The following is a 25,318-nucleotide window of genomic DNA, read 5'->3' on the forward strand; positions in this document are numbered from 1 at the left end:
TTGCCTCGCTGACCTGCGGAGAAGCACTACTCTATGGAGGTATACACGGTGCGTATACCTCTGTTGTATAGTGATCTTCACCCTCGGGATTCCGGGGTCAAGGGAGGAACAGGGGAATGTCGGTTTCACACACCTTGCTCGGGTTGCTCGAGTCGGGTCCGAGGCACGGGTACGACCTGAAACGGGCGTACGACGAGCAGTTCGGGCAGGACCGCCCGCTCGCGTACGGCCAGGTCTACTCGACGCTGTCGCGCCTGCTGCGCAACGGCATGGTCGAGGTCGCGGGGGTCGAGAGCGGCGAAGGGCCGGAGCGGAAGCGCTACACGATCACCGACGCCGGGATCACCGACGTCGAGAAGTGGCTGAGCACTCCGGAAAACCCGGAGCCGTATCTGCAGAACACGCTGTACACGAAGGTGGTCCTGGCACTGCTGTCCGGACGCGACGCCACCGACGTGCTCGACGTCCAGCGCGGCGAGCACCTCAAGGCGATGCGCTCGCTCACGAAACGCAAGTACGAGGGCGACCTCGCCGATCAGCTGATCTGCGACCACGCGCTCTTCCACCTCGAGGCGGATTTGCGGTGGCTCGAGCTCACCGCGGCCCGGCTCGGCGAACTCGAGACGGCGGTGCGCTGATGACCAGGCCGGGAACCGCGTTGCTCGCGGGCAGCGGACTGCACAAATCGTTCGGCCAGACGCGGGCGCTCGACGGGGCGGCGCTCGCGGTTTCGGCGGGGGAAGTGCTCGCGATCATGGGCGCGTCGGGTTCGGGGAAATCGACGCTGCTGCACTGTCTCGCTGGGATCGTCCGGCCGGATTCGGGGACCATCCGCTACGGCGGCCAGGACCTCGTCGCGATGGACGACAAGGGCCGGAGCGCGTTGCGGCGCACCGAATTCGGCTTCGTGTTCCAGTTCGGCCAGCTCGTGCCCGAGCTGACCTGCCTGGAGAACGTCGCGCTCCCGCTGCGGCTGACCGGGGCGAAGCGGCGGCCGGCCGAGGCGAAGGCGAAGGAATGGCTCGCCCGGCTGGAGGTCGACAACCTGGCGAAGCGGCGTCCGGGCGACGTGTCCGGCGGGCAGGCGCAGCGGGTCGCGGTGGCGCGGGCGCTGGTGACCGGACCGAAGGTCGTCTTCGCCGACGAGCCGACCGGCGCGCTCGACTCGCTCAACGGCGAGAAGGTCATGCAGATGCTCACCCAGGCGGCGCGGGAAACGCACGCCGCGGTGGTGCTGGTGACCCACGAACCGCGGGTCGCGGCGTACTCCGACCGCGAGATCGTGGTCCGGGACGGGCGCACGGTCGACCGGGAGCTGGTCGCATGACGCGGGATCTGCTGCTGGGACTCCGGCTGGCCGTCGGGGGCGGCCGGATGTCCGGGTCGGCGCTCCTGCGGCTCGCGATGACCGCGTTCGGGATCGCGCTCGCGGTCGCCGTGCTCCTGCCCGCCGCCTCGGTGAGCCATCTGGTGGACGCCAGGGCGGACCGGGCGGCGGCGATCAAGCAGGACACGACGCCGCGGGAGGGGATCGCGCCGCTGGCGACCTACCGCTGGTACCCGTCGGTCGGCGAGGATTTCCTCCAGCTGACCGCGGTCGCGGCGACCGGGCCGAACTCGCCGGTGCCGCCGGGCCTTTCCCGGCTGCCCGCGCCGGGCGAGCTGATCGTGTCGCCCGCGCTGGCGGAGAAGCTGAATTCGGCCCAGAGCGCGTCGCTCCGGGCGGGGCTGCCGGGGACTGTCGTCGGCCAGATCGCCGAGCAGGGCGTCAGCGACGCGGCCGACCTGACGGCGTACTACGGGTCGACCGCCGCGGAGATCAAGGCCGAGGGCGAGAACGCCAGCAGCGTGTACGCCTACGGCAAGCCCGTCGAAGGGTTCGCGCTGTCGGCGATCATGTGGATGGTCGTCGCGCCGATCGCCGCCGTGTTGCTGCTGCCGTTGCTGATCTTCGTGACCACCGCGTCGCGGATGGGCGCGGCGCAACGCGAACGGCGGCTCGCCGCGCTGCGGCTGATCGGGGTGGACGCCCGGCAGATCAAACGGGTCGCGGCGGCGGAATCGCTGGTGGGCGCGGTGCTCGGGCTCGTGGCCGGCGGTGCGCTGTTCTACGCGCTGCGGCCGTTCATCGGGGACTGGCTCCCGTTCGGCCTCCGCGTGTTCCCGGACGATTTCACGCCGTCGTGGGTGGCGCTGCTGGTGATCGTGCTGCTCGTGCCCGGCCTCGCGGTCGGCTCGGCGCTGTTCGGCCTGCGCCGGACGATCGTCGAACCGCTCGGCGTGGTCCGGCAGGGCAAGCCGGTTCGGCGGCGGATGTGGTGGCGCTGGACGATCACCGGCGTCGGCGCGGTGTTCCTGTTCGGCACGCTCGTCTTCGCCCCGGGATCCGGCGACCAGGCCGCGGCGCTGGCGCTCGCGGCGGGCAGCGTGTTCCTGCTCATGGGCGTGGCGGCGCTGCTGCCGTGGCTGGTGGAGCGGATCGTGGAACGGCTGCGGGGCGGCCCGCCGTCGTGGCAGCTCGCGGTGCGCCGGCTGCAGCTCGACAGCGGCACCGCCAGCCGGGTGGTGTCCGGGCTGGTCGTCGTGCTGGCCGGGACGATCCTGATCCAGGGCGTGCTCACGTCGATGACCGCCCGCACCTCCCGGTCGTTCGAGACGCCGGCCGGGGTCGCGGCCGCGCCGGTGCGGGTGGACACGACGAGCGCGCACGAGGCGGAAGTCCGCCAGCGGCTGTCCGGCGTGCCCGGGGTGACCGGCGTGCACAGCGCCAGATCCCTGCAGCTCACCTCCGGCGAGCGGGAGGTCTACGGCACGGTCGGGGACTGCGTGGCGCTGAAGACGCAGGCGGACATCGGCGATTGCGCCGACGGGGACGTCTTCTATGTAGCGGGCTCGTCGGCCCAGGCCGCGCCAAAGGGCGACTACCAGCTGACCAGCTACCGCGACGGCAAGCCGGTGCCCGGTCCACAGTGGACGGTGCCGGACCACGTCCGGGTCGTGCCTTCCAGCAACACCGCGAAGGCGGCGGCCAGCAGCCTGCTGGTCACGCCGGGCGCGTTCGGCGACCACAAGCTGCCTACGGAGCGCATCGAACTGTTCGTGGCAGGCCCCGGAAGCGTCGAATCGCTGATCGACCGGGTCGCGACCGCGGTGCGTCCGCTGGCGTGGAAGGCCGAGGTCGGCAAGACGGACTACCTGTCCGACTACGCCGGCCGCGACCAGCGGATGGTCGAGAACTTCCGCGCGGTGCTGCTGACCGCGTCGCTGTTCGTGCTGGCGGTGGCGGCGATGAGCCTGCTGATGCTGTCGATCGAGCAGATCAGCGAACGCCGCCGCCCGCTCGCCGCGCTCTCCGCGGCCGGCGTGCCGATCGGGGTGCTGGCCCGAGGATCGCTGTGGCAGACCGCGGTTCCGGTGGTCGTCGGGGTCGTGCTGGCGGTCGGGGCCGGGCTGGGCCTGACCGCGCCGATCCTGCGGCTGGCGAAGCTGCCGATGATGGTGGACGGCACGGTCCTGGCCGGTCTGGCGGGCGCCGCGGTGGCCGCGGTGCTGCTGGTGACGGCGTTGACGCTGCCGCTGCTGCGCCAGGTGACCCGGCTGGACACGCTGCGGTCGGAGTAGGCCCAGTGGTCCGTGAAGGGCTCCTTGAGGGAATCTGATTCCTTCGGGGAGCCCTTCACGGCACTTGCCGCACCAGGCCCAGCTCCGCACATCCGTCCCGAAGCGGCTCCAGGCCGAACGCGTCGACCGGACCCACCACTCCCGGCGTCGCCGGACCGTCCACGCTCAGCCGGATCGCGGCCCAGGCCAGCAGGTCCCCGGTGAGCGTGTACGCATTCGGTCCCTCGAGCCGTACCTCGATCCGGGAATCGGCGATCGCGACGACTTGTGCGCCGGTTTTCGCGCGGGCGGCCGCGTCCGGTCCGCCGGGCGGGCCCGCCATCGGTCCGCTCAGCGCGCGCAGCACCGGTCCGGCCACCGAGGCGAGCGCGGACACCACCGGCATCGCCCGGCTCAACGCGGGGAACCCATCCATTGTAGACAGTGACCTCGTCCAGCGACGGGAAATTCCCGGCAGGAAAAGCACTTCCGTGCCGGAGACCAGAAAAGCCGCCTTCGACCGGCCCCGAACCGGGAACGAACGCACCCGGCTGCCGGTTCGCTCCTCGACCAAGCGCCGTCCTCGCCAGCGCAGCGAAGGCAGGGTCAGCCCGTCGCGCATGGTCGCCCGGGTGCCTTGGCTCAGACCCCGGGCGAACGGACCGGTGGCGAAGTAGCCGATCTCCAGCGAGCGCACGCCCTCGCCCGCTTCTTGCGCGGCCAGGGCGCCGGCGAGGATGCCGGGGACGTAGTCGTACCCGAAGGCCGGGACCATTGCCGCGCCGGTTTCGGTCGCTCGCTCGTGGTGCCGGGCACGCAGAGTACGGACGAAACCGACCTCGCCCGTCGAGTCGAGGTAGTGCGCTCCGGCGTCGGCGGCGGCCTGGGCGGCCGCGTGGCCGATCCGCTCGAACGGGCCGACTGTCGCGATCAGCACGTCCCCGGGCCCGGCCAGCGAGCGGAGGCTCGCCGGGTCGCGGACATCCGCGACCGCAGTCTCCAGATCGCCGTGCGTCGCGGCCAGAGCCTCCAGCGCGGATCGGTTCCGTCCGGCCAGAACCGGGCGCACCCCGTGCCGTACCAGCGATTCCGTGACCAGGCCGCCGGTGTAGCCGGTCGCGCCGAACACCACGAGACGGCCGGTCATGCCGGCACCGGCACGTGCCTGCGGAGGAAATCGAGCTGGTCCGCGATCACTCGCTCGAACGGCTCGCCCTGGTAGATGGCGAAATGCCCGTCCGGGTAGGTCCGGATCTCGCCGCGCGGCGCACGGGCGGCGTACCGCAGCGTCGGCCCGGAGGGAGCGACGGAATCCTTCTCGCACACCGCGAACAACGTCGGCACCTCGATTCGGCCGGCCCCGCGACCCGGTCGGTACCGCAGGATGTCGAACACCACCCGGGCCGCCACCTCGTTGCGGAAACCGCTGCCCGGCGGCACCAGCGCGAGATACCCCGGCTCCGCGTCCGGTGCGGTCATCAGCGCGGTGCCTCGCTCGGGGCCGGCCGTGGCGATCAGGTGCGGCGGCCGTCCGAGCCGGTGCCCGACCACGTCCCGGACCGCGGCGAAGGTCGCCTTGACCGAACTGGCCGGGTGCATGGCGAGCGCGGAGGAGATGCCGTCGGTGAACGGGCATTGCGCGATCGCGGCGACGAGCCCGGCCGGACGGCTCGCCGCGGTGCTGAGCACGTGCCCGCCGCCGAAGGACGTGCCCCAAGCGACGACGCGCTCGCCGTCCACCTGGGGGAGCGTACGGGCGTAGGCGAGCGCGGCGGTCCAGTCGGCGAGTTGTTTCCGCGGGGACAGCAGGTGGCGCGGAGTGCCTTCGCTGTCGCCGAAATGCCGGTAATCGAAAACGAGACACGCGTATCCGGCGGCGGTGAAACGCTCGGCATACGCGGCGAGGCCCATCTCGCGGACCGCGCCGAGGCCGTGGGCCATCACGATGATCGGCGGTTTTTCGTTGGCGGGCAGGTAAAGCGTGGCCGCGCACCGGTCGCCGTCGACCGGGAAAGTCACGTTCATGCCGGGATCTCCTCTCGGGCGGCGGCGCTGGCGACGGGACGGTCGGCGGGAGTGCGGCCTGCCGGACGGCGGGCCCCGCGTCGGCGTTCGAGCCGAAGGTCGCGCATGTAGTCGTCGTAGTCAACCTGGATGGTGTGCCGTTTGGACGCGACGTACCGCCGCGCGATCCGTCGCCGGTGCCGGTCGATTTCGCGTTCCATCTCGGCCGCGCCGGGCAGGTGGTAGCGGCCTTGCAGATGATCGGCGATCAGCAGCGCCTGCCGTTCCGCGATCGGCATGATCGCGCCGAGCGGCTGCACCAGCCCGACGAAATACAATCCGGGCACGCTCGGGTGGAAAACCCGCCGGTACAACCGGATCTCGTTGTCGCCGGAAGGATCGAGGAAAGCGCGGTCGAAGAACGGGAAGCTGATTTTGTACCCGGTGCAGAACACCACCAGGTCCGCGGCGACCCGGCGGCCGTCGGTGAACACGACGTCGTCGCCGTCGAACCGCTCGATGTTCGGCACCGGCGTGATCGCCCCGTGCGCGAGCCGGTCGAGAACGCGGCTGGACATCGTCGGATGCGCTTGCGCGAACTTGTGGTCCGGTTCGGGCAGCCCGTACCGCGTCATCGGCCCGGTCGCGGCGGCCATCAACCGGCGCGCGAGCGGCCAGCGCAGCGCCGAGGGCAGCCATTCCTTCCCGGCGATCTGGTCGTACGGCCTGCCCCACACGTATTTCGGGATGACGTGCACCCCGCGCCGCGCGGAAAGATACGTTTCGGCGGCGTGATACGAGGCGTCCACGGCGATGTCCATCGCGGAGTTGCCCATGCCGACCACCACGACGCGCCGTCCGGCCAGCTGTTCTTCCTCGGTGTAGGAATGCGAATGCATGACCTCGCCGCGGAATCCTTCGACTCCGGGGAACATCGGCTCCGGCATCCGCGGATCCCAATGGTGGCCGTTCGCGACGAGCACCGCGTCGTACCGTTCAGTGTCCCCTGTGGACAGTGTCACGGCGAAGCTGCCGTCCGGCTTCGGCTCGACGTGCGCGACCCCGGTGCCGAACCGGATGCGGTCGCCGAACCCGAAGTGCTCCGTATACGCGGCGAAATAGTCGGCGATCTGGTCGTGCCGGGCGAAGTCGGGCAGGTTCCGCGGCATCGGGAAGTCGCTGAATTCCATCCGGTGCCGCGAGGTGTTGATGTGCAGGGACCGGTAGGCGGCCGACACCCCGTTGCGGTTGCCCCACACCCAGTTCCCGCCGACCCGGTCGGACAGTTCGTAGCAGTCCACCTCGACGCCGCGCTCGGCGAGCACCTTCACCGCGGCGATCCCGGACGAGCCCGCGCCGACGACGCAGACCCGGAAGCTGTTCGCGGACATGCGTTCTCCTTCTTGTGACCAGTGGTCATATGACCAGCGGTCATAGAGTACGATCGGAGCGCGGGGAGAGTCAAGAAGAGGAGGTCGGCGGTGCCGACGGGAACGTGGGAACGGCTGCCGGAGAAGCGGCGGGCGGCGGTGCTGGCGGCGGCCGAGGCGGAGTTCGCGGCGCGTGGGTTCAGCGGCGGCAGCCTCAACACGATCTGCCGCGAGGCCGGCGTGTCGAAGGGCAGTCTGTTCCAGTACTTCGCCGACAAGGCCGACATGTACGTCCACCTCGCCGAACTGGCGAGCGTGCGGATCCGCGCGGCCATGGAGGCCGAGATCGCGGAACTCCCGTGGGACAACGACTTCGCGGGTGCGCTCGACCGGCTGCTCGACGCGTGGGTGCGGTATTTCTACGACCATCCGCTCGAGCGCGCGATGACCGCGGCGGCCAACCTCGAACCGGATCCGACCGCCCGCACGCCGGTGCGCGAGGCGGTCAACCGCCATTACCTGGCGGTGCTGCGTCCGCTGATCGAGCGGGCGGTGGCGGCGGGCCAGCTGCGCGCGGACACCGACGTCGAGATCGTGTTGTCGTTGCTGCTGCTCGTCTTGCCGCACCTGGCGCTGGCCCCGCACGTCGAGGGACTGGACCCGCTGCTCGGCCTGGTCGAAGGCGATTCCGCGCACGCGGCGGCGACGGCGCGCCGGATGACCGGGGTGCTGCTGGGGCCGTATCTCCGCTGAACGACGCGAACCGAGCCGTCCGGGAAATGCGGTCCGGCGCGGCCCCGCCGGAAATCCCGAGTGGTATAGACTGGCGCGGCCACGTGATTTACCGCGCCGCCGCTATCGCACCGACAGGGGTCGACCGATGACCAGCAAGCAGAACGCCACGCAGGCTGGCGAAAAAGGCGGCACTCGGCGGCTGGCGGAAAAGGTGTCCGAGCAGATCGAAAAAGACATCATCGACGCGGGCTGGCGCGTCGGATCGGTGCTGGGCTCGGAAACGGAGCTGATCGAGCGGTACGGGGTCAGCCGGGCGGTCTTCCGCGAGGCGGTGCGGCTGGTCGAGCACCAGCAGATGGCGGCGATGCGGCGCGGTCCCGGCGGCGGACTCGTGGTGACGGAACCGGATCCGGGCGTCGTGCGCAACGCGGCGCGGGTGTACCTGCGGCACGCGGAGGTGAGCAGGCAGCAGCTGATGGAGGCCCGGACCGCGCTCGAGGTCGCGGGCATCGCGCTCGCCGCGGAAAACCTCACGGAATCGGGAATCGTCCGGCTGAAAGAAGCACTCGAATCCGAACGCGAACTCATCGAGCGGGGATTCACCCGAGGGCACGCGCGCAATCTCCACCGCGTTATCGCCGAACTCGCCGGAAACCCCGCGATCACATTGTTCGTGGAAGTCCTCGCGCAACTCGATCAGGACATCGTGCAGCGGGAATGGGACGCGGAAGACTCCGGCGGCGAACACCGCGACGCCGCCCGCGAATCGCACGAGGCGCACGAAGCGATCGTGGCCGCCCTCGTCGCCGGGGACGCGCCGCTGGGCCAGCACCGGATGCGCCGGCATCTGCAGGCCATCGCCGCGTTGCTGCGCCCGGAAGCCTGATCCCTCTCGCAGAGTACACTCTTTCTCCTCCTGGGCACAGCATCTGGTGTCAGGTCCGGCAAAAGAGTATCCTGTATTGATGCCGACCACGATGGGTTATGACGCCGGAAGCTGCGTCCTGGTCACCGGCGCGGGGAGCGGGATCGGCCGGGCGGTCGCGCTCGGGGCCGTCGAGGCGGGGGCGGCGGTCGCCGCGTGGGACCTCGACCCGGCGGCATTGGCCGGTCTCGTCGAGGAATCCGGCGGAAAGGTGCTGCCCGTCGAGGCCGACGCCGCCGATCCGGATTCGGTCGCCGCGGCGCTCGACCGCACGCTGGCCTGGCGCACGCCGGGCATGCTGGTCAACAATGCGGGTCCGTCGAGCCAGCGGCCGCGGCCGTTCGCGGACGGAGTGGTCGGCGTGCTCGGGCTCGTCGAACTGGTCACCACGTCCTGGCTCGACCGGGTGCGGGAGCGGGCGGAATCCGTCGTGAACGTCGCGTCCATCGCGGGAACTGTGATCGGCGGCGGCGTGAGCTGGTATTCCGCGGCGAAAGCCGGAGTGCTCGGCTACACCCGGTATCTCGCCGCCGAAGCGCCGTTCGGCGTGCGGGCGAACGCGGTCGCGCCCGGCCTGGTCGAAACGCCGCGGATGAAGGAGTTCTTGCCTTCGGAGACCGGCCGGCGCATGGTGGGCCGGACGCCGCGCGGGCGGGCCGTGCAGCCCGCCGAGGTCGCCGCGGCGGTGTTGTTCCTGGCGTCCCCGCTGGCGGCGGGGATCACCGGCGCGGTCGTCCCGGTGGACGCCGGGCTGTCGGTGACCGTCTGAGTTTTCTTCTGCCCCTTGCCCTTCGGACACAAGGAAGTGTTCATGAGTTCCCGGAGCACCCCGCCCGACGCCGGCCTCGTGCGCAGCCTCGGCCTGCCCGCGACCGGCTCCGTGTACGACCTGTCGACCGGTTGGTGGCGGCACATGCCGACGTTCGCGGGCAACCCGCAGCTCGAAGTCGTCACCTACAACTCCCCGCGGGGCCAGCGCGCCGAGGGCCGGTTCCCGTTCGACTCGCCCGGCACGAACGACGTCGAATTCGGGTATGTGTCCGAACTGGTCTCCGGCAGCCTGCACACCGGAACGCACATCGACGCGCTGTGCCACGTCACCTGCGGCAGCGAGGACGAGTGGCACGGCGGAATCTCCGCGAACAGCGCGCTCGGCGACTACGGAGCGCTGCGCGGCGACGCGTCGGAACTGGGTCCGATCATCGGCCGCGGAGTGCTGCTCGACATCCCCAAAGTGCTCGGGCTCGACGTCCTGCCACCGCATTTCGCTGTCGGGGAAGACCATCTCCGGCAGGCAGCCGAAGCGGGCGGCGTCACGATCACCGGATCGGACATCGTGCTCGTGCGGACCGGCCAGATGAAGTTCTGGCCGGACACCACGCGGATCGCCGAGGAGAGCGGGGGCAGCGGCGTCGGCGTGGACGGGGCGGAATGGCTCGTGTCGAAGGGCGTGCGGTACGTCGGCGCGGACACCATGTCGTTCGAGGTCCGGCCGTCGCCGGTGCCGGGCAATCCGCTGCCGGTGCACGTGCTTTTGCTGCAGCGGCACGGCGTGCACATCATGGAGTGGGTGAACTGCGAGGACCTGGCGGCGGACGGCGTCGTCACGTTCCTCTTCGTCGCGCTGCCGCTGACGCTGCGCGGCGGGACCGGTTCGCCGTTGCGCCCGATCGCGGTCGTCTGAAGGGAGCCGGGATGGAATTCGCCAACGACGTGCCGCTCAGCCCGCTGAGTTTCCTGCGGCGCACGGTCGACCTCGACGGCGACGGGATCGGCGTGGTCACCGACACCGGGGAACGGATGTCGTGGGCGCGGTTCGCGGACCGGGCGGAGCGGCTGGCCGGACGCCTGCGCGAACTGGGGCTCGGCGAGGGCGACCGGGTCGCGGTGCTGGCGCCTAATGGCGTGCCGTTGCTGGAAGCGCATTACGGCGTGCCGGGAGCCGGATGTGCTTTGGTGGCGCTGAATACGCGCCTCTCGAAAGACGAATACGCGCAGCTGCTGCGGCTTTCCGGCGCGAAAGCGCTCATCGTCGATCAGTCGCTGGTCGCGCAGGTGCCGGAGCGGACGCCGGAGCTGCGGGCGATCCTGGTGCTCGGCGAGGATTACGAAAATTGGCTGCGCACTGCGGATCCGGTGCCGTTGCGGCTGCCCGGCGACGAACGGCAGCCGCTGGCGGTCAACTTCACCTCCGGCACCACGGCTGGCCCGAAAGGCGTGGTCTATACGCACCGCGGGGCGTACCTCAACGCGCTCGGCCAGGTCGTTTCCACTGGGCTGCAAGCAAGTTCGCGCTATCTCTGGACGCTGCCGATGTTCCATTGCAACGGCTGGTGCTACACCTGGGCGGTCACCGCGGCGGGCGCTCGACACGTCACGCTGCGAAAGATGGACGCCGTGCGGGCGTTCGAACTCATCGAGCAGGAAGCGGTGACGCACCTCAGCGGCGCTCCGGTCGTGCTCGACCTGCTGGTGCAGGCGAGCGGCGGCGCGCGGTTCACGCAGCGGGTGCAGTTCGCGGTCGGGGGAGCGCCGCCGTCGCCCGCCGCGATCGCGGCGATGTCCGGCATCGGCATCGAGGTGACGCACCTGTACGGGATGACGGAGACGTACGGGCCTTCGCTGATGTGTGTCCCGCGGCCGGAATGGCAGGAGCTTGATCCGGCTGGGCGGGCGAAAATGATGGCGCGGCAAGGGGTTCGGACGGTCAACGTCGAATCCGCGCGGGTGGTGACCCCGGAGTTCGAGGACGTTCCCGCGGACGGGGAGACGCTCGGCGAGCTGATGATCCGGTCGAACACCGTGATGGCGGGCTACCTCGACAACCCGGAGGCAACAGAGGCGGCTTTCGCCGGCGGCTGGCTGCACACCGGCGACGTCGCGGTGCGGCATCCGGACGGGTACGTCGAGGTCCGGGACCGGCTCAAGGACGTGATCATCAGTGGCGGGGAGAATATCGCGTCGATCGAGGTCGAGAACGCCTTGCTGGGCCACGAGGCGGTCGCGGAAGCGGCGGTGGTCGCGAAGGCCGATCCGCGGTGGGGCGAGGTGCCGGTCGCGTTCGTGCGGCTGCGCGACGGAGCCGAAGTGTCCGAGGCGGACTTGATCGAGTGGCTGCGGGAACGGCTGGCGCATTTCAAGGTGCCCCGGGACCTCCGGTTCGCCGAGCTGCCGAAGACGTCCACCGGCAAGATCCGCAAGGCGGAGCTGCGCAAGCTGGCGTAACCGCTCTCAGCTCTGCCCGAGAGCGTCCGCCCGTGCTCGGCGGCGGTCCGGTTTGTTGTTCGCGGTGAGCGGCACCGCGGCGATCACCCGGACCGTCTTCGGGATCTTGTAGCCCGCCAGTTCGGCGCGGCAGTACTCCCGCAGCGCGGCCGGCTCGACCGTCCGGCCCGCCACCGCGACCACGCTCGCCTCCACCCGTTCTCCCCAGCGCTCGTCCGGCATCCCGTACACGATCGCGTCTGCCACGTCCGGATGCCGGAGCACGACCTCCTCCACCTCGCGCGGATAGACGTTCTCCCCGCCGCTGATGATCATTTCCTTGCGGCGGCCCGCGATCGTCACCCAGCCGTCTTCGCTCCGCGACGCGAGGTCTCCAATGTGGACGCCGTCGGCCTGGAAGGTCGCCGCCGTCTCCTCGGGAAGGCCGTAGTAGCCGTGGGTTTGCCAGGGACACGACACCACCAGGTCGCCGACCACGCCCGGGGCGGCCTCGCGACCGTCGGCGTCGAGGATGCGCACGGTCGCGCCCGGCAGCGGCCGTCCGACCCCGGCGAACCGGCCGGCCAGCAGGTCGTCGTGGTCGAATCCCATGACCGACCCGAATTCGGTCGCGCCGAACCCGGCCCGGATGCGGGCGTTCGGGAAATCGCGCAGCAGGTCCCGCACGAAATCGCCGGTGGACGGCGCGGAGCCGAACCGGATCGCGGTGACGTTCTCCCGCCGCGTCGTCGCGTACTCGGGCCGGGCGCGCAGGGCGGCGAACATCGTCGGCGCGCCCATGAGCCTGCTGGCCCCCTGGTCGATCGCGGCGAGCGCGGCCGCCGGGTCGAAGCGCCGGTGGATCCAGGCCTCGCCGCCGGCGAACAGCGGCGTCAGCAGGTTCGTGCCGAGCGTGATGTGGAAGAACGGGGAGAAGAACAGTTCGACGTCCGACGGGACGCGCGGGTTGCCGTGGGCGCAGGTGTTCAGCCACAGCCACAGGCTGCGGTGGGTGTGCACCGCGCCCTTCGGGCTGCCGGTGGTGCCGCCGGTGCCGAAGACGATCGCGAACGCGTCCTCGTCCGGGGAGGTCCGGTCGCCGCCGGGGTGCTGCAGCGGGGCCAGCCGTTCGGCGACCGGCCCGGGCTGGTTCGCGGCGGGGAGTTCGAGGACGCGGTAGCCGGTGTCTCGGGCTAGCTGCGCGTAGGTGGGGTCGGCGAGCAGCGCCGCGGGTTCGAGCGCGCTCAGGTACGCGCGAGCTTCCGGCGCGGTCAGCCGGACGTTGAGCGGTGCGGCCACCATTCCCGCGGCGAGCGCGCCGAGGATCGCGACGGTGTGCGGGATCGACGGTTCCATCGCGGTGACGATCCGGTCGCCCGGCTCGGCCCCGGACTCGCGCAGCGCGGCGGCGGTCGCGTCCATGGCGGCGACCAGTTCGGCGAAGGTCAGCTCGCCGTGCTCGTCGGCCAGCGCTCGCCGGTGCGCGCCGTGCGGCTGGTCGCCGATCGTCCGCAGCCAGTTCGGCAGCGTCAGGTCGTTGCCCACTCGTTCCTCCTTCACGGCTCCGCCCGGAAGACCGGGGCGGGCTCCTCGTATAGTGCCTCGTCCAACGCGGACAGCTCGGCCGCCCAGCCGGGGTAATCCGCCTCGGGCTGGGCTGTCTCGGCTGGAGGCAGGGACAGCCCGGCCGCGACGGTCACCGTTGGCGTCTGCCGGTGCCAGCTGGTCCGTTGCTGGTAGGCGTGTCCGGCGGCGAGCACGGTGGCCTCGTCGAACGGCCGTCCGGCGATCTGCAGGCCGAGCGGCAGGCCGTCGCCGGTGAAACCCATCGGGACGGACAGCGCCGGGTTGCCGACGGCGTTCCAGTAGGAGGTGAGCGCGGTTTCGGCCATCCCGGACGTGCTCAGCGCAGCGATCTCGGGCGCGCCGCTGGTGGCGGTCGGCGTCACCACCAAGTCGACTTCGGTGAAGAGCCGCGCGAGCTTCCGCTGCCCAGCCCGTCGAACCCGCTGCAGCTGCACGTAGTCAGCGGCGGAGACCAGCGCGCCCTTCGCGATCGCCATCCGCGTGGACGCACCGTAATCGGACCATCGCCGCTGGAGATTCGTTCGGTGCCAAGCGAAAGCTTCCGCCGCGAGACCGAACTTGGTCACTGTCTTCAGTTCCGCGTAGTACGGCAGTTCGACCGGCATCGTGCGCGCGCCCGCGTCGCGCAGAACAGCCACCGCCTGCTCGAAAACGCGATCCTCGTGCGGCACCACCCCGATCCGCAACCCGGACAGCGACCCGGTCAACCCGCCGCGGTAGTCCTCGACCGGCCGGTCGGCCGAGGAAGGATCGCCGGGGTCCGGCCCGGCGAGCACGGTCAGCAGGAGCGCGCAGTCCTCGGCGCTGCGAGCGAGCGGGCCGACGTGGTCGAAACCGGGTGCGAGCGGGACGCAGCCGTTCTTCGGCACCCGGCCGTACGTCGGCTTGAGCCCGGTGACCCCGCACAACGCGGCGGGATACCGGATGCTGCCCGCGGTGTCGGTGCCGAGACTGCCAAACACGAGGCCGGCGGCGACCGCGCTCGCGCTGCCTGAGCTGGAGCCGCCGGCGTAGTGCGTGGGACGCCACGGGTTGCGCGGCAGCGGGAACGGTTTCGTCCGGTCCGGCGCGCCGATCCCGAATTCCATGGTGGTCGTCTTCCCGGTGAGCACCGCCCCCGCCGCGCGCAACCGGGCGACCGCCGGGCCGTCGCCGGGGAGACCCCAGGCGCGATCGAGCACCAGGCTCTGCGCGGTCGTCTCGCCCTCGTCGGCAGCCAGCAGATCCTTGACCGCCACCGGGATCCCGTGCAGCGGCCCGCGATCGATCCCGGCCGCCAGTTCGGCGTCCGCTCGCGCCGCGGCCGCCCGCGCCGGTCCGTCGAACCGCGCGAGGTAGAAGCCGAGCGCGGCGTCGAGCTCGTCCGCGGCGGCGATAGCGGACTCGGCCAACGCCACCGCGGTGGTCCTCCCGGCACGGAGGGCCACCGCGGCTTCGGCGATGCTCAGGACCATCGAGCGGCCGGTTCGGGGGAGACGGCCTCGGGCGAGCCGGTCAGGTCGCTGCCGCGGGTCTCGGAGATCCGCCAGATCGCCACGATCGTGATCACCGCCCCGACGCCCGCGATCGCGCTCAGCGGCAGGCTCGACCCGCCGAACCCGGCGACCAGGCTGCTCGCGAGCAGCGGCGTGAACCCGGCCCCGAGCAGGCTCGCCAGCTGGTAGCCCAGCGAAACCCCGGTGTAGCGCACGCCGGTGCCGAACATCTCCGACAGCATCGGCGCGAGCGGCGCGTACATCAGGTTCTGCAGCATCTGCGCGCCCATCAGCCCGAGCGTCAGCAACAGCACCGAGCCGCTGTTGACCAAGGCGTACAACGGAATCGCGTACAGGATCGTGCCGACAGCCCCGATCAGGCTGACCACCCGCCGCCCGACGCGGTCCGACCACGCGGAGAAGGCCGGGATGCAGACGATCCCGACGCCCGCGACGAACAGGAGCGCGCGGGCCACGTCGGACACGTCGTAGCCGAGGGTTTTGGCGTAGGCGATGCTGTGCGAGCTGATCAGCGCGGTGAGCGCGAACGGCCCGATCCCGGCCGCGCAGGCGAGGACGAGCGCACGCGGGCGGCGCAGCACCTGCAGCACCGGGACGGCGGGCTTCCGGTCGACGGACTTGGCCGCCTGCTCGCGGAAGACCGGGCTTTCCGACACCCGCAGCCGCACGTACAGGCCGACGATCAGCAGCAGGGCGCTCAGCAGGAACGGCAGCCGCCAGCCCCACGAGAACAGCGCGGGTTTCGGCAGCAGGCTCACCAGCGCGAACACGAGCGTGGCCAGGAACGACCCCAGCGGGGACCCGAGCTGCATGATGCCCGCCCACAGGCCGCGCCGGCGCGCGCTCGCGTGCTCGACGACCATCAGCGCGGCGCCGCCCCATTCGCCGCCGACCGCGATCCCTTGCACCACGCGGAGGAAGACGAGCAGCAGCGGCGCGGCGATGCCGATGGTGGCGTAGGTCGGCAGCACGCCGATGAGGAAACTGGCCACGCCCATCAGCGTCATCGTCACCATCAGCATCGATTTCCGGCCGAGCCGGTCGCCGAAGTGGCCGAAGACGAGCCCGCCGAGCGGCCGCGCGACGTACCCGGCGGCGAGCGTGCCGAACGACGCGATGGTGGACGTCGTGGAGTTCAGCGACGGGAAGAACAGCGGCCCGAACACGAGCGCGGCGATCGAGCTGTAGATGAGGAAGTCGTAGTACTCGATCACGGTGCCCAGCAGGCTGGACATCGTCACCTTGCGCAGTTCGGGGGACGCGGCGCCGCCGCCGGGGGCGGGCGGCTGGGGTTCTGGCGAGACCATCGGGACCTCCGGGAATGGGGGCGGTGGGCGACCGAGTTGAGGATACTGATAGGCCGGCGGAGTGCAAGAGGTGCGCGATCCGGATGCGATTCCGTTATCGCCGCTGTGACCGGGCTTTTTGCTCAAAGGCAGCGACGGTGTGACCCGTGCATGCTTGCGTAGCGGAACTAATTGAGTATCCTTTATTCATCGCACAAGGTGGAAGGAGCCGGCGACGTGCACCGACTGGACGAGCACCGGGGCCGACTCGGGCCGGAGGGACGCTGATGGAGTTCGCGTGGGATCAGGCCGACGTCGCGTTCCGGGGCGAGCTGGGGGATTTCCTCGATCGCGAGCTGGCGGGGTGGGACCGGTCCGAGACCGGCCTCGGCAGCGCCGTCTACAGCGAGTTTTCGCGCGGGTTCGTCGGCAAGCTCGCCGAAAAGGGCTGGCTCACGCCGCACTGGCCGCGCGAGTACGGCGGCGGCGGGCAGGGCGCGTGGCAGCATTTCGTGCTCGGCGAGGAGATGTGGCGGCGCGGGGAACCGCGCGGGCCGCAGTACATGAACGTCAACTGGGTCGGCCCGGCGATCATCAAGTACGGCACCGAGGACCAGCGGCGCGAGCTGCTGCCGCCGATCGCGCGCGGCGAGGTCTTCTGGTGCCAGGGCTTCTCCGAACCCGAGGCGGGCACGGACCTGGCCGCACTGCGGACGAAGGCGGTGCGCGACGGCGACAGCTACGTCCTCAACGGACAGAAGATCTGGACGTCCTACGCGAACGTCGCCGACTACTGCTTCCTGCTCGCGCGCACCGGGTCGGCCGCCGACGGCCGCGACGGCATCTCGGTCTTCCTGCTCCCGCTGGACACCCCGGGGACCGAGGTCCGGCGGATCCCGGGGTTCGTGGGCGATCATTCGTTCAACGAGCTCTTCCTGACCGACGCCCGGATCCCGGCGGACTGCCTGCTGGGGGAGGAGAACAAGGGATGGGAGATCGTCCGGCGCACGCTCGCCTACGAACGCGTCGGCGCGCCCCGGTACGCCCGGGCGGCGCTGGTGCTGGACCGGCTGGCCGCCGAGGCGGGCGCGTCGGGGAAACTCGCCGATCCGGGGATCCAGGAGCAGTTCGGCCGCGCCCGGGCGGCGTGCGAGGCGGCGCGCGTGCTCGTGTACCGGGTGATCGACGAGCGGGCGAAGGCGAAGGAACCCTCGCCGAGGGCGTATCAGGCCCGTGCCGCGATGGTGCAGGCCGAACGCGCGGTGGGCGACCTCGCGCTGGACGTGCTGGGCGGCGAAGCGCTCGTCGAAGGAGCGCTGGGCGACGCGCAGTTCCGCAACTCGCTCGGCGCGGGCATCGCCGCGGGCAGCTACGAGGTGCAGCTCAACCTGATCAGCCGTCTCATCCTCGAACTGCCGAAGGACTAGCCGTGGATTTCGAACCGACCTCGACCCAGCGCGCGGTGCTCGACGCGCTGGGCGCCCTGCTGGCCCGGCACGCCGGACCGGAACGCAGCCGGGAGCTGGCCGCTCGCGGCGAGTACGACTGGACCCTCGAGGAAGCGTTGCGGCGCGACGGTTTTCTCGACCTCTTCGCTTCCGACGACGCCGGTCCGCTCGACGCGACCCTGGCGGTCGAGGCGATCGCCGCCGAACTCGGCGCGGTCAGCGCGGTGCCGCAGCTGCTGGTGCTGCCCGCGCTCGGGCTTGACGGGCCAGCCGGGCCGGTGGTGCTCGCGACGGGCGAGCCGGGACCGGTGCGCTACGGCGGCGAGGCGGCGCGGATGCTTCTCGCCGAGGGAGACCGGTGCTTCGCCGTCGCCCTCGAACCCGGGGCGGCGGAACGGGTTCCGTCGGCTTACGGCTACCCGCTGGCCCGCGTTGTCGCTGCGGACCGGGAGGAACTGGCCCCCGGAAGTGCCGCGACGATGGTGAACTGGTGGCGGGTCGGCGCGTCTGCCGAGGCCGTGGGCATGATGCGGCGGGCCGTCGGCATCGCGGTCGCCTATGCCAAGGACCGCAAGGTGTTCCGCCGCTCGCTGGGGTCGTTTCAGGCGTTGCAGCACCGGCTCGCCGAGGTGAACGTGGCCGTGGAGGGCGCGCGCTGGCTGGTCTACGAGGCCGCGTTCGCGGGGGCTCCGGCCGAAGCCGCCGCAGTCGCCGCGACGCATACGATGTCCGCGCTCGGCCGCGTGACCAGGGAGACTCACCAGATCATGGGCGCGATCGGGCTGACTGCGGAACACGACCTGCACCTCTGGACGCTGCGGCTGCAAGCGGTGCGCGCGGAACTGGGCAGCTGGCGGACGCCGAGCCGGGCGGTCGCCGAGGCTCGTTGGGCGACGGTATGAGCGTCGCGTTGACGCTCACCGAAGAGCAGCGGGCACTGGCCGAGGTGGTCCGGAGTTTCTGCCGGACGCACTGTCCCGACGAGGTGTGGCGCTCCGGTGCGTTCCCGGCGGAGTTCTGGCGAGGACTGGCCGAGTTGGGGGTGCTCTCGCTGGCGGTGCCGGGCGAAGGCGGGGGAGCGGGCGACATCGCGGCCGCCGGCGCGGAGCTGGGCCGGGCTGCCGCGCCCGGGCCGTGGGCCGCGACGGTGTTCGCGACACACGTGTTGCCGTCGGAGCTGTCCGCCCAGGTCGCGGACGGGAGTTGCGTGGCCTCGGCCGGTGCGCCGCCCCTGCTGCCGTGGGCGCCGGCGGCGGGCGTTTTCGTGGAGACGGACGGCGACAGTGTCTGGCTCGCCGAGGCCGATTCCGTCGAGCCGGTCGAGGTGCTGGGCGGAGAGCAGTGGGGCCGCGTCGCGCTGACCCGGGTCCAGCCGTTGGAACGCGTCGAGGCGGCGACGGCGCTTTCGGACATCGCGGCCGCGGCATATCTCAGTGGTGCGGGACGACGGTTGCTGAACCTCGCGGTCGAGCACGCCCGGGTTCGAGTCCAATTCGGACGTCCGATCGGGACTTTCCAAGCGGTCGCGCATCCCCTCGTGAACTCCGGGCTTTCGCTCACCGCGGCGGAAAAGCTCACCACGATGGCGGCGCTCGCGCTCGACGACGGGCATCCCGACGGAACCGCGCTGGCGGCCGCGGCCCGGTGCTCGGGCGGGCGGGCGGCGGTCGAGGCGGCGGAAGTCGCGCACCAGACGTTCGGCGCGATCGGGTACTCCGTCGAAGGACCGATCGGGCCGCTTTCGCAGCGGATCAGGCACCAGGCCTCGCGGCCGGGGTGTGCGGACAAAGTGGCGGCGAATTACCGCCGGAAAGGCCGGGAACGATGAGCGAGGCGCCTGAGGTGCTGTTCGAAAAGCGCGACCACGTCGCCTGCCTCACGCTCAACCGCCCGCATCGGGGCAACTCGCTGACCGGGTCGATGATGCCGGTGATCCGCGAGATGTGGGCCGAGGTTCGCGACGATCCGTGGATCCGCGCGGCGATCGTGATCGGCGCGGGCGAGAAGCATTTCTGCACCGGCGCCGACGTGCACGCGGTCGCCGGGCGCGGCGGGATGAGCACCGGCAACGGACCGCTGACCGACGAGGTGTTCTGGTCGCCGCGGCAGAACCGGGTGTGGAAACCGGTGATCAGCGCGGTCAACGGGCTGGTCGCCGGGGCCGGGCTGCACTTCGTGGTCGACGCGGACATCGTGCTCGCGGCCGACCACGCCGCCTTCATGGACACGCACGTGAACGTCGGCCTCGTCGGCGCGATGGAGAACATCGGCCTGGCGAAACGGCTTCCGCTCGGCTCGGCGCTGCGGATGACGCTGATGGGCAAGAGCTACCGGATGCCCGCCCAGCGCGCGTACCAGCTCGGGCTCGTCGACGAACTGTCCACTTCGGACGATCTGATGGCCGACGCCGAGGAGATGGCGCAGGCGATCGCGCGCAACTCGCCGGCGGCGGTGTCGCTGTCGAAGCAGGCGGTCTGGAACTCGCTGGAAATGGGATACGGGCAGGCGTGCGAGTACGGCTGGTCGCTGCTGCGCATGCACTGGGCGCACCCGGACGCGAAGGAAGGGCCGCGCGCGTTCGCCGAAGGCCGCGAGCCGCGGTGGACGACCGGCGCCGACGGGGAGCAGTGAGATGGACTTCGGCTTCACCCCGGAGGAAGAGGCGTTCCGCGCGGAGGTCCTCGAGTTCCTCTGGGAATACCGCGACACCGACGGCTACTTCCACCGCGGCAAGGACACCGCCGACGGTGTCCGCCGCGTCTACCGCGCGCTCGGCGACCGGGGCTGGCTGTCGCTGTCGTGGCCGGTCGAGTTCGGCGGCGGGGGCCGTTCGCCCGCGTACGAGTTCATCCTCTGGGACGAGATGGCCTACGCCCGGGTGGCGCGTCCGCCGATGGGGCCGGGCCTGGTGGCGAAAGCGCTGATGACGCACGGCACCGACGCCCAGCGCGAGCGCTACCTCGCCGATCTGCGACGCGGCCGGCTCAACTTCTGCCTCGGCTATTCCGAACCCGACGCGGGCTCGGACCTCGCGGCGGTGCGCACGAAGGCTCGGCGCGAGGGCGGCCATTACGTGGTCGACGGCGCGAAGTGCTGGACGTCGAACGCGCACTGGTCGGACTGCGTCTGGCTGCTGTGCCGGACCGGGGCGGCGGACAGCCGGTCGCGGGGGTTGAGCGTGCTGATCGTGCCGCTGGACAGCCCCGGGATCACCGTGTCGCCGATCCCGACCCTCGACGGCGGACGGCTGAACGAGGTCCGCTTCGACGGCGTCCGGGTCCCGGTCGAGGATCGGGTCGGGGCGGAGAACGAGGGCTGGCAGGTGGTCGCGTCGGCGCTCGCGGTGGAGCGGCACGTGCAGTTCCCGCCGAAGCGGCTGCGCCGGGACCTGCACGACCTGATGGCCGCGCTGGACTCGGCCGGGGTCGCCGACGACCCGGTGGCGGCGCGGCGGCTCGGAGAGCTGTCGGTCCGACTGGCCGAGGTCGACGCGCTGGCGCTGGCCCTGCTCGGCGAAGTGATCCGAGGCGAACCGGCCGCGGTCCCGGCGGCGTACCACAAGCTGGCGGGCACGGTGCTGGCCCAGGACATCGCCCGCGCCGGAATCGAACTCGGCGGCGCGGAGGCGGCGGTGGCCGGGACGGACACGGAGTTCCTGTGGCGGCAGTCCGTCCTGGAGACGATCGGCGGCGGGACCACCGAGGTGATGCGCGGGTTGATCGGGCGGCAGGAGTTCGGGCTGCCCGCTTGAGGGGCGGCGGCTCGGGGACGGTTGCGGGCTGGGAGGGGTTCGCGGACGGCTGCGGGCCGGGTGGGTTCGCGGACGGTTGCGGGTGGCTGCGGGCTGGGCGGGGATTATGCATGGCTTGAGCGCCCGGCAAGAGCGCCTGGTCGCCGTTTCGCCTGTGCGAAGTCGGCCCGGAGCTTGCGCTCGGCACCGTCAGCAGCGCCCGAAACCCGGGTCGGCGGCCGTTTCGGCGGCGCGGTCAGCTCGGAACCCGCGCCCCGCGCAGGTACGCCGCCAGCCGGATCCGCAGTCCGCGCAGGTCGCGCAGTGCTAGCGGCAGGTCGTAGGCCGGGCGGTACCCCACCGCGACGCTCGGCTCCCCGCACGGTCCGGCGAAGTACACGAACCCGTCGTCGTGGTCGCGGCGGGCGGGGGACCACGGCTGGTCCTGCCAGGCGCGCGCGGCGGCGTGGCTGGCGATCCAGTAGTTCGGCGCTTTCATCGTCTCGGCGATCGCGGCGGCGAATCCGGCGGCGTCGGTGTCGCTGACGCCCAGCCCGCGGCCCGGCCACAGGCGCGGCAGCACCCGGTCCGCGGTGGGGTCTTCGAGCCACGGCGCGCAGGCGAAGATCGCGCGGGAGCCGTCGACCGAGACCGACCAGCGTTGCATGGCCGCCGTGGGCGGGATTTCGTACATGGCGACCACCTGCCGGGAAAACGAAGGTTCGGCGAAGCATAAATGAACGTCATCCCGGCGCGCCGAGCGCGGCGGAGATCCGGTCGGCGACCGTGCGGGCGAACCGGCCCGCCGCGGGAAGCCGCTCGCCGAGGCGCGCTTTCGGGGCGGAAACGTTGACTGCCGCGACGATGTCGCCCCGGAAGCCGTACACCGGCGCGGACACGCCGACCAGCCCGGGCTCGAACTCCTCGTCCACGGTTTCGTAGCCGCGTTCCCGGATCCCGGCGAGCTTCCCGAGCAGCTGGTCGAGGGTGAGCGGGGGTGGTTCCTCGGCGGGCCCGGGGAGGTGGGGGAGCGGGTGAGCGGCGGCGAAGGTCCGCCACCAGTGCCCGACGGTTTCCTCGTCCCATTCGCTCAATAACACCCGTCCGGGGGAGGTCGTGAACGGGTCGACGCCGACGCCTTCCCAGCCGAGCCCGCGAAAAGCGTGGGACGCGAGTTCGCTCCGGAGGGTGAACACCTGACCGGCGCGCAGGACGCACAAATGCGTCGTTTCGTTCAACCGCGCCACGATCGTGCGCAGAAAGGGCGCGGCGAGGTGCGCGAGATGCGTTTCGGTGGCGTGCGTGGCCAGAGCGAAGAGCCGCCAGCCCGGCCGGTACGCCCGCGTGTGCTCGTCGCGCGACACCAGACCGGCGTCGGCGAGCGTCGCGAGGGCGCGCGAGACCTGCGCCTTGTCCCGGCCGGACAGTTCGGCGACGCGGGACACGCCGAGTCCGTCGCGCGCCTCCGGCAGGGCGAGGGCTTCGAGCAGGTCGACGTCGCGGACCAGGCCCGAACCGTAGGTGCGCTGGTTCGCCATGTTGAGGACTGTGCAACAACGATTGGGCAGGGGTCAATCCGCGGTTACCGTCCGGGGAGTGAGGATCGCCGACATCCAGCTGCTGCCGGGGACGCTGCCGCTCGATCCGCCGTTCGACGCCGCGTGGGATCCGGTTCCGCGCACGCGGTTCGACGCGACGGTGGTCAAGGTCGTGACGGACGAGGGCGTGGTCGGGTGCGGCTCCGGCGACACGATGGCGGGCTTCGAGCCGTACGCGGAGCTGTTCCTCGGCCAGGATCCGATGGCGATCAGCCGGCACGTCCGGGCGCTGGAGACGATCGCGTTCCACGCCGGGCGCTACTGGCCGCTGGAGATCGCGCTGTGGGACGTCGTCGGGAAGGTGCTCGGCGTCCCGGTCGCGACGCTGTTCGGCGGTGCGGCGGACGCCATCCCGGCGTACGCGTCGACCGGCCGGATCCTGCCCGCCGAACAGCGGGCCGAAGTGACGCTCAGGATGCGCGACCAGGGGTTCCGGGCGGCGAAGATCCGGCTGGCCGCGGACGATTTTGCCGGGGGAATCCGCACCATGCGGGCGGTCCGGGAGGCGGTCGGGCCGGATATGGCGCTGATGGCCGACCTGAACCAGGCTTGGCGGATGCCCGGCGACGTGCGGCCTTCGCTCGACCCGGCGGCGGCCCGGCGCTTCGCGGCGGCGCTGCGCGAGCTGGACGTTTTCTGGCTTGAGGAACCGCTGCCGCTGGACGACCGTCCCGGCCTGCGCGCGGTGCGGGACGCCGGGGTTCGCGTCGCCGGGGGAGAGATGGTCCGGACCTTCAGCGAGCTGCTGGACCTGGTCGAATCGGACGCGCTCGACGTCTACCAGCCGGACGTCGCGCTCGCCGCCGGGATGCTGCGCGCCCGCACGCTCGCCGAGCTGGTGCTGGCGCGCAACCGGCTCTTCACACCGCACACCTGGTCCAACGGCCTCGGCCTGCTCGCGAACCTGCACGTGACCGCGGGCGTCGGCGGGGGACCGTACCTCGAATTCCCCTACGACCCGCCGGTGTGGACGCCGCAGCGGCGCGATTTCCTGCTTTCCGCCCCGCTGGACATCGACGCGGACGGCCTGCTGCACGTGCCGTCCGCGCCCGGGCTGGGCGTCGCGGTCGACGAGGAACGGTTCGGGAGGAAGCCATGACGGAGACGCAGATCCCGGCCATCGACATCGGCCCGTACCCGGCCGCCGCTTTCGCTGCCGGGGCGGTCGAACAGCTGCCGCGATTGGTACGGACGATCGGTGCGCGGAAGACTGTGCTGGTCAGTGATCGCGGGCTGGCTGCGACCCCGTTGCCGGAGCAGGCGGCCCAGTTGTTGCGGCAAAACGGGCTAGCGGTCGAGGTTTTCGCTGAAGTGCACCCGAATCCGACCACCGAGGACGTCGACGCGGGCGGTGCTTTCGTGCGTGCCGCCGAGGCGGAAGCGGTGATCTCGCTGGGCGGCGGGTCCGCTTTGGACGCGGCGAAGGCGATCGCGCTGGCGGCCGTCAACGACCGTCCGGCCGCTGAACTGACCTGGAGCACCGAGGCTTCGGCGGAGCTGGCGCCCGCGTTGCCGATCGTGGCGATCCCGACGACTTCCGGCACCGGTTCGGAGTGCAATGACCTCGGCGTCATCACCGACCCTCGGCAGCAGCGCAAGTGCTACCTGGGCGGACCGGCTTGCCTTGCCCGGTACGCACTTCTCGACCCGGTGCTCACTCTGAGCCTGCCGCCGCGCGCGACCGCGGCCGCCGGGATCGACTGCCTGACCCACGCCGTGGAGTCCTTTCTTTCCGCCCGGCCGAATCCGTGGGCCGATGGTCTGGACCTGCAGGTCGTGCGCTTGGTCGCGGCGAATCTGCGGCGCGCGGTCTCCGTCGGCGATGACCTGGCGGCGCGGGCGAACCTGATGCTCGCCGCGCACACGGCAGGCCTGGCGATGCGGACGACCGGACTCGGCGTAGTGCACGGCATCGGCCACTCGCTGGGCGGCCGGTTCGACCTGCCGCACGGCCAGGCGTTGGCCTTGGTGTTCGTCGAATGCCTGCGGTTCAACCGTGCGGTGCGGGAAGGGCGGCTGGCGCGCTTGGCGGAACCGCTGGGCGTCGCCGATGCCCGGAAATCGGCCGCGCACAACGCGGACGCGGCGATCGAAGCGGTCGAACGCCTGGTCGCGGAGGTCGAACTGGCCGGCCGGTTGCGCGAATTCGGCATCGGCGAAGGAGATTTGCCGGACTTGGCGGCCGACACCCTGGCGGACGGGGTGCTGGCGAACGCCCCGCGCGAGGTCTCGGCGGCGGACGTGACCGGGATTCTCCGCGCGACCTGGTAGCCCAGCGCGGGAAATCCGGACATAGCTCGCGAATACCGTTGTGCGGCAACGGAACGCGGAGCAG

Annotated in this window: 23 protein-coding genes; 15 read left to right on the forward strand and 8 right to left on the reverse strand. The window is 71.4% G+C overall.

All coding sequences use genetic code 11. The features are described from left to right. Positions 1-116 precede the first annotated feature (116 nt). Genes SSMG_RS15015 through SSMG_RS15025 form a run of 3 tightly spaced genes read left to right on the forward strand, consistent with a single transcriptional unit; the run spans position 117 to position 3,621 of the window. A complete protein-coding gene (locus SSMG_RS15015; RefSeq protein ID WP_009077141.1) occupies positions 117-638 on the forward strand; it encodes a PadR family transcriptional regulator in 522 nt (173 codons plus the stop codon). Next, positions 638-1,327, forward strand: a complete 690-nt coding sequence (locus SSMG_RS15020; RefSeq protein WP_009077143.1) for an ABC transporter ATP-binding protein — start codon at positions 638-640, stop codon at positions 1,325-1,327. The genes SSMG_RS15015 and SSMG_RS15020 overlap by 1 nt, the downstream gene beginning before the upstream one ends. Continuing rightward, the gene (locus SSMG_RS15025; protein WP_009077145.1) at positions 1,324-3,621 is read left to right on the forward strand and encodes an FtsX-like permease family protein; all 2,298 of its coding nucleotides are present in this window, start codon (positions 1,324-1,326) and stop codon (positions 3,619-3,621) included. The genes SSMG_RS15020 and SSMG_RS15025 overlap by 4 nt, the downstream gene beginning before the upstream one ends. A gap of 55 nt (positions 3,622-3,676) precedes the next feature. Here the strand turns inward: SSMG_RS15025 and SSMG_RS15030 are convergent, their stop codons facing one another. Genes SSMG_RS15030 through SSMG_RS15040 form a run of 3 tightly spaced genes read right to left on the reverse strand, consistent with a single transcriptional unit; the run spans position 3,677 to position 6,995 of the window. Beyond that, the gene (locus SSMG_RS15030) at positions 3,677-4,747 is read right to left on the reverse strand and encodes a trans-acting enoyl reductase family protein (RefSeq protein ID WP_009077147.1); all 1,071 of its coding nucleotides are present in this window, start codon (positions 4,745-4,747) and stop codon (positions 3,677-3,679) included. Continuing rightward, complete coding sequence (locus SSMG_RS15035) at positions 4,744-5,625, reverse strand: alpha/beta hydrolase (RefSeq protein ID WP_009077148.1); 882 nt, start codon at positions 5,623-5,625, stop codon at positions 4,744-4,746. Before SSMG_RS15035 ends, SSMG_RS15030 begins: the two co-directional genes overlap by 4 nt. Beyond that, positions 5,622-6,995 (reverse strand): NAD(P)/FAD-dependent oxidoreductase, encoded by a 1,374-nt coding sequence (locus SSMG_RS15040; protein ID WP_009077150.1) that lies wholly within the window; start codon positions 6,993-6,995, stop codon positions 5,622-5,624. The genes SSMG_RS15035 and SSMG_RS15040 overlap by 4 nt, the downstream gene beginning before the upstream one ends. 90 nt (positions 6,996-7,085) lie before the next feature. Here SSMG_RS15040 and SSMG_RS15045 point away from each other — a divergent pair, with 90 nt between their 5' ends. From SSMG_RS15045 to SSMG_RS15065, 5 genes are all read left to right on the forward strand, one after another. Beyond that, positions 7,086-7,727, forward strand: coding sequence for a TetR/AcrR family transcriptional regulator (locus SSMG_RS15045; RefSeq protein ID WP_009077152.1), 642 nt, complete (start codon positions 7,086-7,088; stop codon positions 7,725-7,727). A 127-nt stretch (positions 7,728-7,854) separates the two neighbouring features. After that, positions 7,855-8,595, forward strand: a complete 741-nt coding sequence (locus tag SSMG_RS15050; RefSeq protein WP_009077153.1) for a FadR/GntR family transcriptional regulator — start codon at positions 7,855-7,857, stop codon at positions 8,593-8,595. Between the two features lie 79 nt (positions 8,596-8,674). After that, on the forward strand, positions 8,675-9,403 hold the full coding sequence (locus SSMG_RS15055; RefSeq protein WP_050788191.1) for an SDR family NAD(P)-dependent oxidoreductase: 729 nt from the start codon (positions 8,675-8,677) through the stop codon (positions 9,401-9,403). 42 nt (positions 9,404-9,445) lie between these two features. Further along, on the forward strand, positions 9,446-10,318 hold the full coding sequence (locus tag SSMG_RS15060) for a cyclase family protein (RefSeq protein ID WP_037713738.1): 873 nt from the start codon (positions 9,446-9,448) through the stop codon (positions 10,316-10,318). 11 nt (positions 10,319-10,329) lie between these two features. Next, positions 10,330-11,859: an AMP-binding protein gene (locus tag SSMG_RS15065; protein WP_009077156.1), complete on the forward strand. Its 1,530-nt coding sequence runs from the start codon at positions 10,330-10,332 to the stop codon at positions 11,857-11,859. 6 nt (positions 11,860-11,865) lie between these two features. Here the strand turns inward: SSMG_RS15065 and SSMG_RS15070 are convergent, their stop codons facing one another. Genes SSMG_RS15070 through SSMG_RS15080 form a run of 3 tightly spaced genes read right to left on the reverse strand, consistent with a single transcriptional unit; the run spans position 11,866 to position 16,228 of the window. After that, positions 11,866-13,383 carry a class I adenylate-forming enzyme family protein gene (locus SSMG_RS15070; RefSeq protein ID WP_037717213.1) on the reverse strand — a complete coding sequence of 506 codons (1,518 nt, stop codon included), beginning with the start codon at positions 13,381-13,383 and terminating at the stop codon, positions 11,866-11,868. Positions 13,384-13,394: 11 nt separating this feature from the next. Continuing rightward, the gene (locus tag SSMG_RS15075; protein ID WP_009077159.1) at positions 13,395-14,879 is read right to left on the reverse strand and encodes an amidase; all 1,485 of its coding nucleotides are present in this window, start codon (positions 14,877-14,879) and stop codon (positions 13,395-13,397) included. Beyond that, the gene (locus SSMG_RS15080) at positions 14,870-16,228 is read right to left on the reverse strand and encodes an MFS transporter (protein WP_009077161.1); all 1,359 of its coding nucleotides are present in this window, start codon (positions 16,226-16,228) and stop codon (positions 14,870-14,872) included. The genes SSMG_RS15075 and SSMG_RS15080 overlap by 10 nt, the downstream gene beginning before the upstream one ends. Before the next feature lie 266 nt (positions 16,229-16,494). On the opposite strand from SSMG_RS15080, the gene SSMG_RS15085 reads away from it, so the two are divergent. Genes SSMG_RS15085 through SSMG_RS15105 form a run of 5 tightly spaced genes read left to right on the forward strand, consistent with a single transcriptional unit; the run spans position 16,495 to position 21,406 of the window. Beyond that, positions 16,495-17,634: an acyl-CoA dehydrogenase family protein gene (locus SSMG_RS15085; RefSeq protein ID WP_009077163.1), complete on the forward strand. Its 1,140-nt coding sequence runs from the start codon at positions 16,495-16,497 to the stop codon at positions 17,632-17,634. A 2-nt stretch (positions 17,635-17,636) separates the two neighbouring features. Further along, positions 17,637-18,557, forward strand: coding sequence for an acyl-CoA dehydrogenase (locus tag SSMG_RS15090; protein WP_009077169.1), 921 nt, complete (start codon positions 17,637-17,639; stop codon positions 18,555-18,557). Further along, on the forward strand, positions 18,554-19,483 hold the full coding sequence (locus SSMG_RS15095; RefSeq protein ID WP_009077171.1) for an acyl-CoA dehydrogenase family protein: 930 nt from the start codon (positions 18,554-18,556) through the stop codon (positions 19,481-19,483). The genes SSMG_RS15090 and SSMG_RS15095 overlap by 4 nt, the downstream gene beginning before the upstream one ends. Beyond that, complete coding sequence (locus SSMG_RS15100; protein WP_009077172.1) at positions 19,480-20,286, forward strand: enoyl-CoA hydratase/isomerase family protein; 807 nt, start codon at positions 19,480-19,482, stop codon at positions 20,284-20,286. The genes SSMG_RS15095 and SSMG_RS15100 overlap by 4 nt, the downstream gene beginning before the upstream one ends. A gap of 1 nt (position 20,287) precedes the next feature. Continuing rightward, a complete protein-coding gene (locus tag SSMG_RS15105; protein ID WP_009077174.1) occupies positions 20,288-21,406 on the forward strand; it encodes an acyl-CoA dehydrogenase family protein in 1,119 nt (372 codons plus the stop codon). Between the two features lie 235 nt (positions 21,407-21,641). Here SSMG_RS15105 and SSMG_RS15110 read toward each other — a convergent pair whose 3' ends face one another. Both SSMG_RS15110 and SSMG_RS15115 read right to left on the reverse strand, forming a co-directional pair. Beyond that, positions 21,642-22,079 carry a hypothetical protein gene (locus tag SSMG_RS15110; RefSeq protein WP_100266794.1) on the reverse strand — a complete coding sequence of 146 codons (438 nt, stop codon included), beginning with the start codon at positions 22,077-22,079 and terminating at the stop codon, positions 21,642-21,644. Between the two features lie 49 nt (positions 22,080-22,128). Then, entirely contained in the window at positions 22,129-22,923 is a 795-nt protein-coding gene (locus tag SSMG_RS15115) for an IclR family transcriptional regulator (protein ID WP_009077178.1), read from the reverse strand. Positions 22,924-22,981: 58 nt separating this feature from the next. Here SSMG_RS15115 and SSMG_RS15120 point away from each other — a divergent pair, with 58 nt between their 5' ends. Continuing rightward, complete coding sequence (locus SSMG_RS15120) at positions 22,982-24,082, forward strand: mandelate racemase/muconate lactonizing enzyme family protein (protein ID WP_037713742.1); 1,101 nt, start codon at positions 22,982-22,984, stop codon at positions 24,080-24,082. Then, positions 24,079-25,254 carry an iron-containing alcohol dehydrogenase gene (locus SSMG_RS15125; protein ID WP_009077183.1) on the forward strand — a complete coding sequence of 392 codons (1,176 nt, stop codon included), beginning with the start codon at positions 24,079-24,081 and terminating at the stop codon, positions 25,252-25,254. The genes SSMG_RS15120 and SSMG_RS15125 overlap by 4 nt, the downstream gene beginning before the upstream one ends. Positions 25,255-25,318: the final 64 nt, after the last annotated feature.

It is taken from the genome of Streptomyces sp. AA4 (assembly GCF_000158875.1).
GTDB lineage: Bacteria > Actinomycetota > Actinomycetes > Mycobacteriales > Pseudonocardiaceae > Amycolatopsis.

Bases quoted from the DNA above. Each gene is read 5' to 3' on its own strand.
- SSMG_RS15015 (WP_009077141.1), top strand. From the start codon at position 117: ATGTCGGTTTCACACACCTTGCTCGGGTTGCTCGAGTCGGGTCCGAGG.
- SSMG_RS15020 (WP_009077143.1), top strand. From the start codon at position 638: ATGACCAGGCCGGGAACCGCGTTGCTCGCGGGCAGCGGACTGCACAAA.
- SSMG_RS15025 (WP_009077145.1), top strand. From the start codon at position 1,324: ATGACGCGGGATCTGCTGCTGGGACTCCGGCTGGCCGTCGGGGGCGGC.
- SSMG_RS15030 (WP_009077147.1), bottom strand. From the start codon at position 4,747: ATGACCGGCCGTCTCGTGGTGTTCGGCGCGACCGGCTACACCGGCGGC.
- SSMG_RS15035 (WP_009077148.1), bottom strand. From the start codon at position 5,625: ATGAACGTGACTTTCCCGGTCGACGGCGACCGGTGCGCGGCCACGCTT.
- SSMG_RS15040 (WP_009077150.1), bottom strand. From the start codon at position 6,995: ATGTCCGCGAACAGCTTCCGGGTCTGCGTCGTCGGCGCGGGCTCGTCC.
- SSMG_RS15050 (WP_009077153.1), top strand. From the start codon at position 7,855: ATGACCAGCAAGCAGAACGCCACGCAGGCTGGCGAAAAAGGCGGCACT.
- SSMG_RS15055 (WP_050788191.1), top strand. From the start codon at position 8,675: ATGCCGACCACGATGGGTTATGACGCCGGAAGCTGCGTCCTGGTCACC.
- SSMG_RS15060 (WP_037713738.1), top strand. From the start codon at position 9,446: ATGAGTTCCCGGAGCACCCCGCCCGACGCCGGCCTCGTGCGCAGCCTC.
- SSMG_RS15065 (WP_009077156.1), top strand. From the start codon at position 10,330: ATGGAATTCGCCAACGACGTGCCGCTCAGCCCGCTGAGTTTCCTGCGG.
- SSMG_RS15075 (WP_009077159.1), bottom strand. From the start codon at position 14,879: ATGGTCCTGAGCATCGCCGAAGCCGCGGTGGCCCTCCGTGCCGGGAGG.
- SSMG_RS15080 (WP_009077161.1), bottom strand. From the start codon at position 16,228: ATGGTCTCGCCAGAACCCCAGCCGCCCGCCCCCGGCGGCGGCGCCGCG.
- SSMG_RS15085 (WP_009077163.1), top strand. From the start codon at position 16,495: ATGGAGTTCGCGTGGGATCAGGCCGACGTCGCGTTCCGGGGCGAGCTG.
- SSMG_RS15095 (WP_009077171.1), top strand. From the start codon at position 18,554: ATGAGCGTCGCGTTGACGCTCACCGAAGAGCAGCGGGCACTGGCCGAG.
- SSMG_RS15100 (WP_009077172.1), top strand. From the start codon at position 19,480: ATGAGCGAGGCGCCTGAGGTGCTGTTCGAAAAGCGCGACCACGTCGCC.
- SSMG_RS15105 (WP_009077174.1), top strand. From the start codon at position 20,288: ATGGACTTCGGCTTCACCCCGGAGGAAGAGGCGTTCCGCGCGGAGGTC.
- SSMG_RS15110 (WP_100266794.1), bottom strand. From the start codon at position 22,079: ATGTACGAAATCCCGCCCACGGCGGCCATGCAACGCTGGTCGGTCTCG.
- SSMG_RS15115 (WP_009077178.1), bottom strand. From the start codon at position 22,923: ATGGCGAACCAGCGCACCTACGGTTCGGGCCTGGTCCGCGACGTCGAC.
- SSMG_RS15125 (WP_009077183.1), top strand. From the start codon at position 24,079: ATGACGGAGACGCAGATCCCGGCCATCGACATCGGCCCGTACCCGGCC.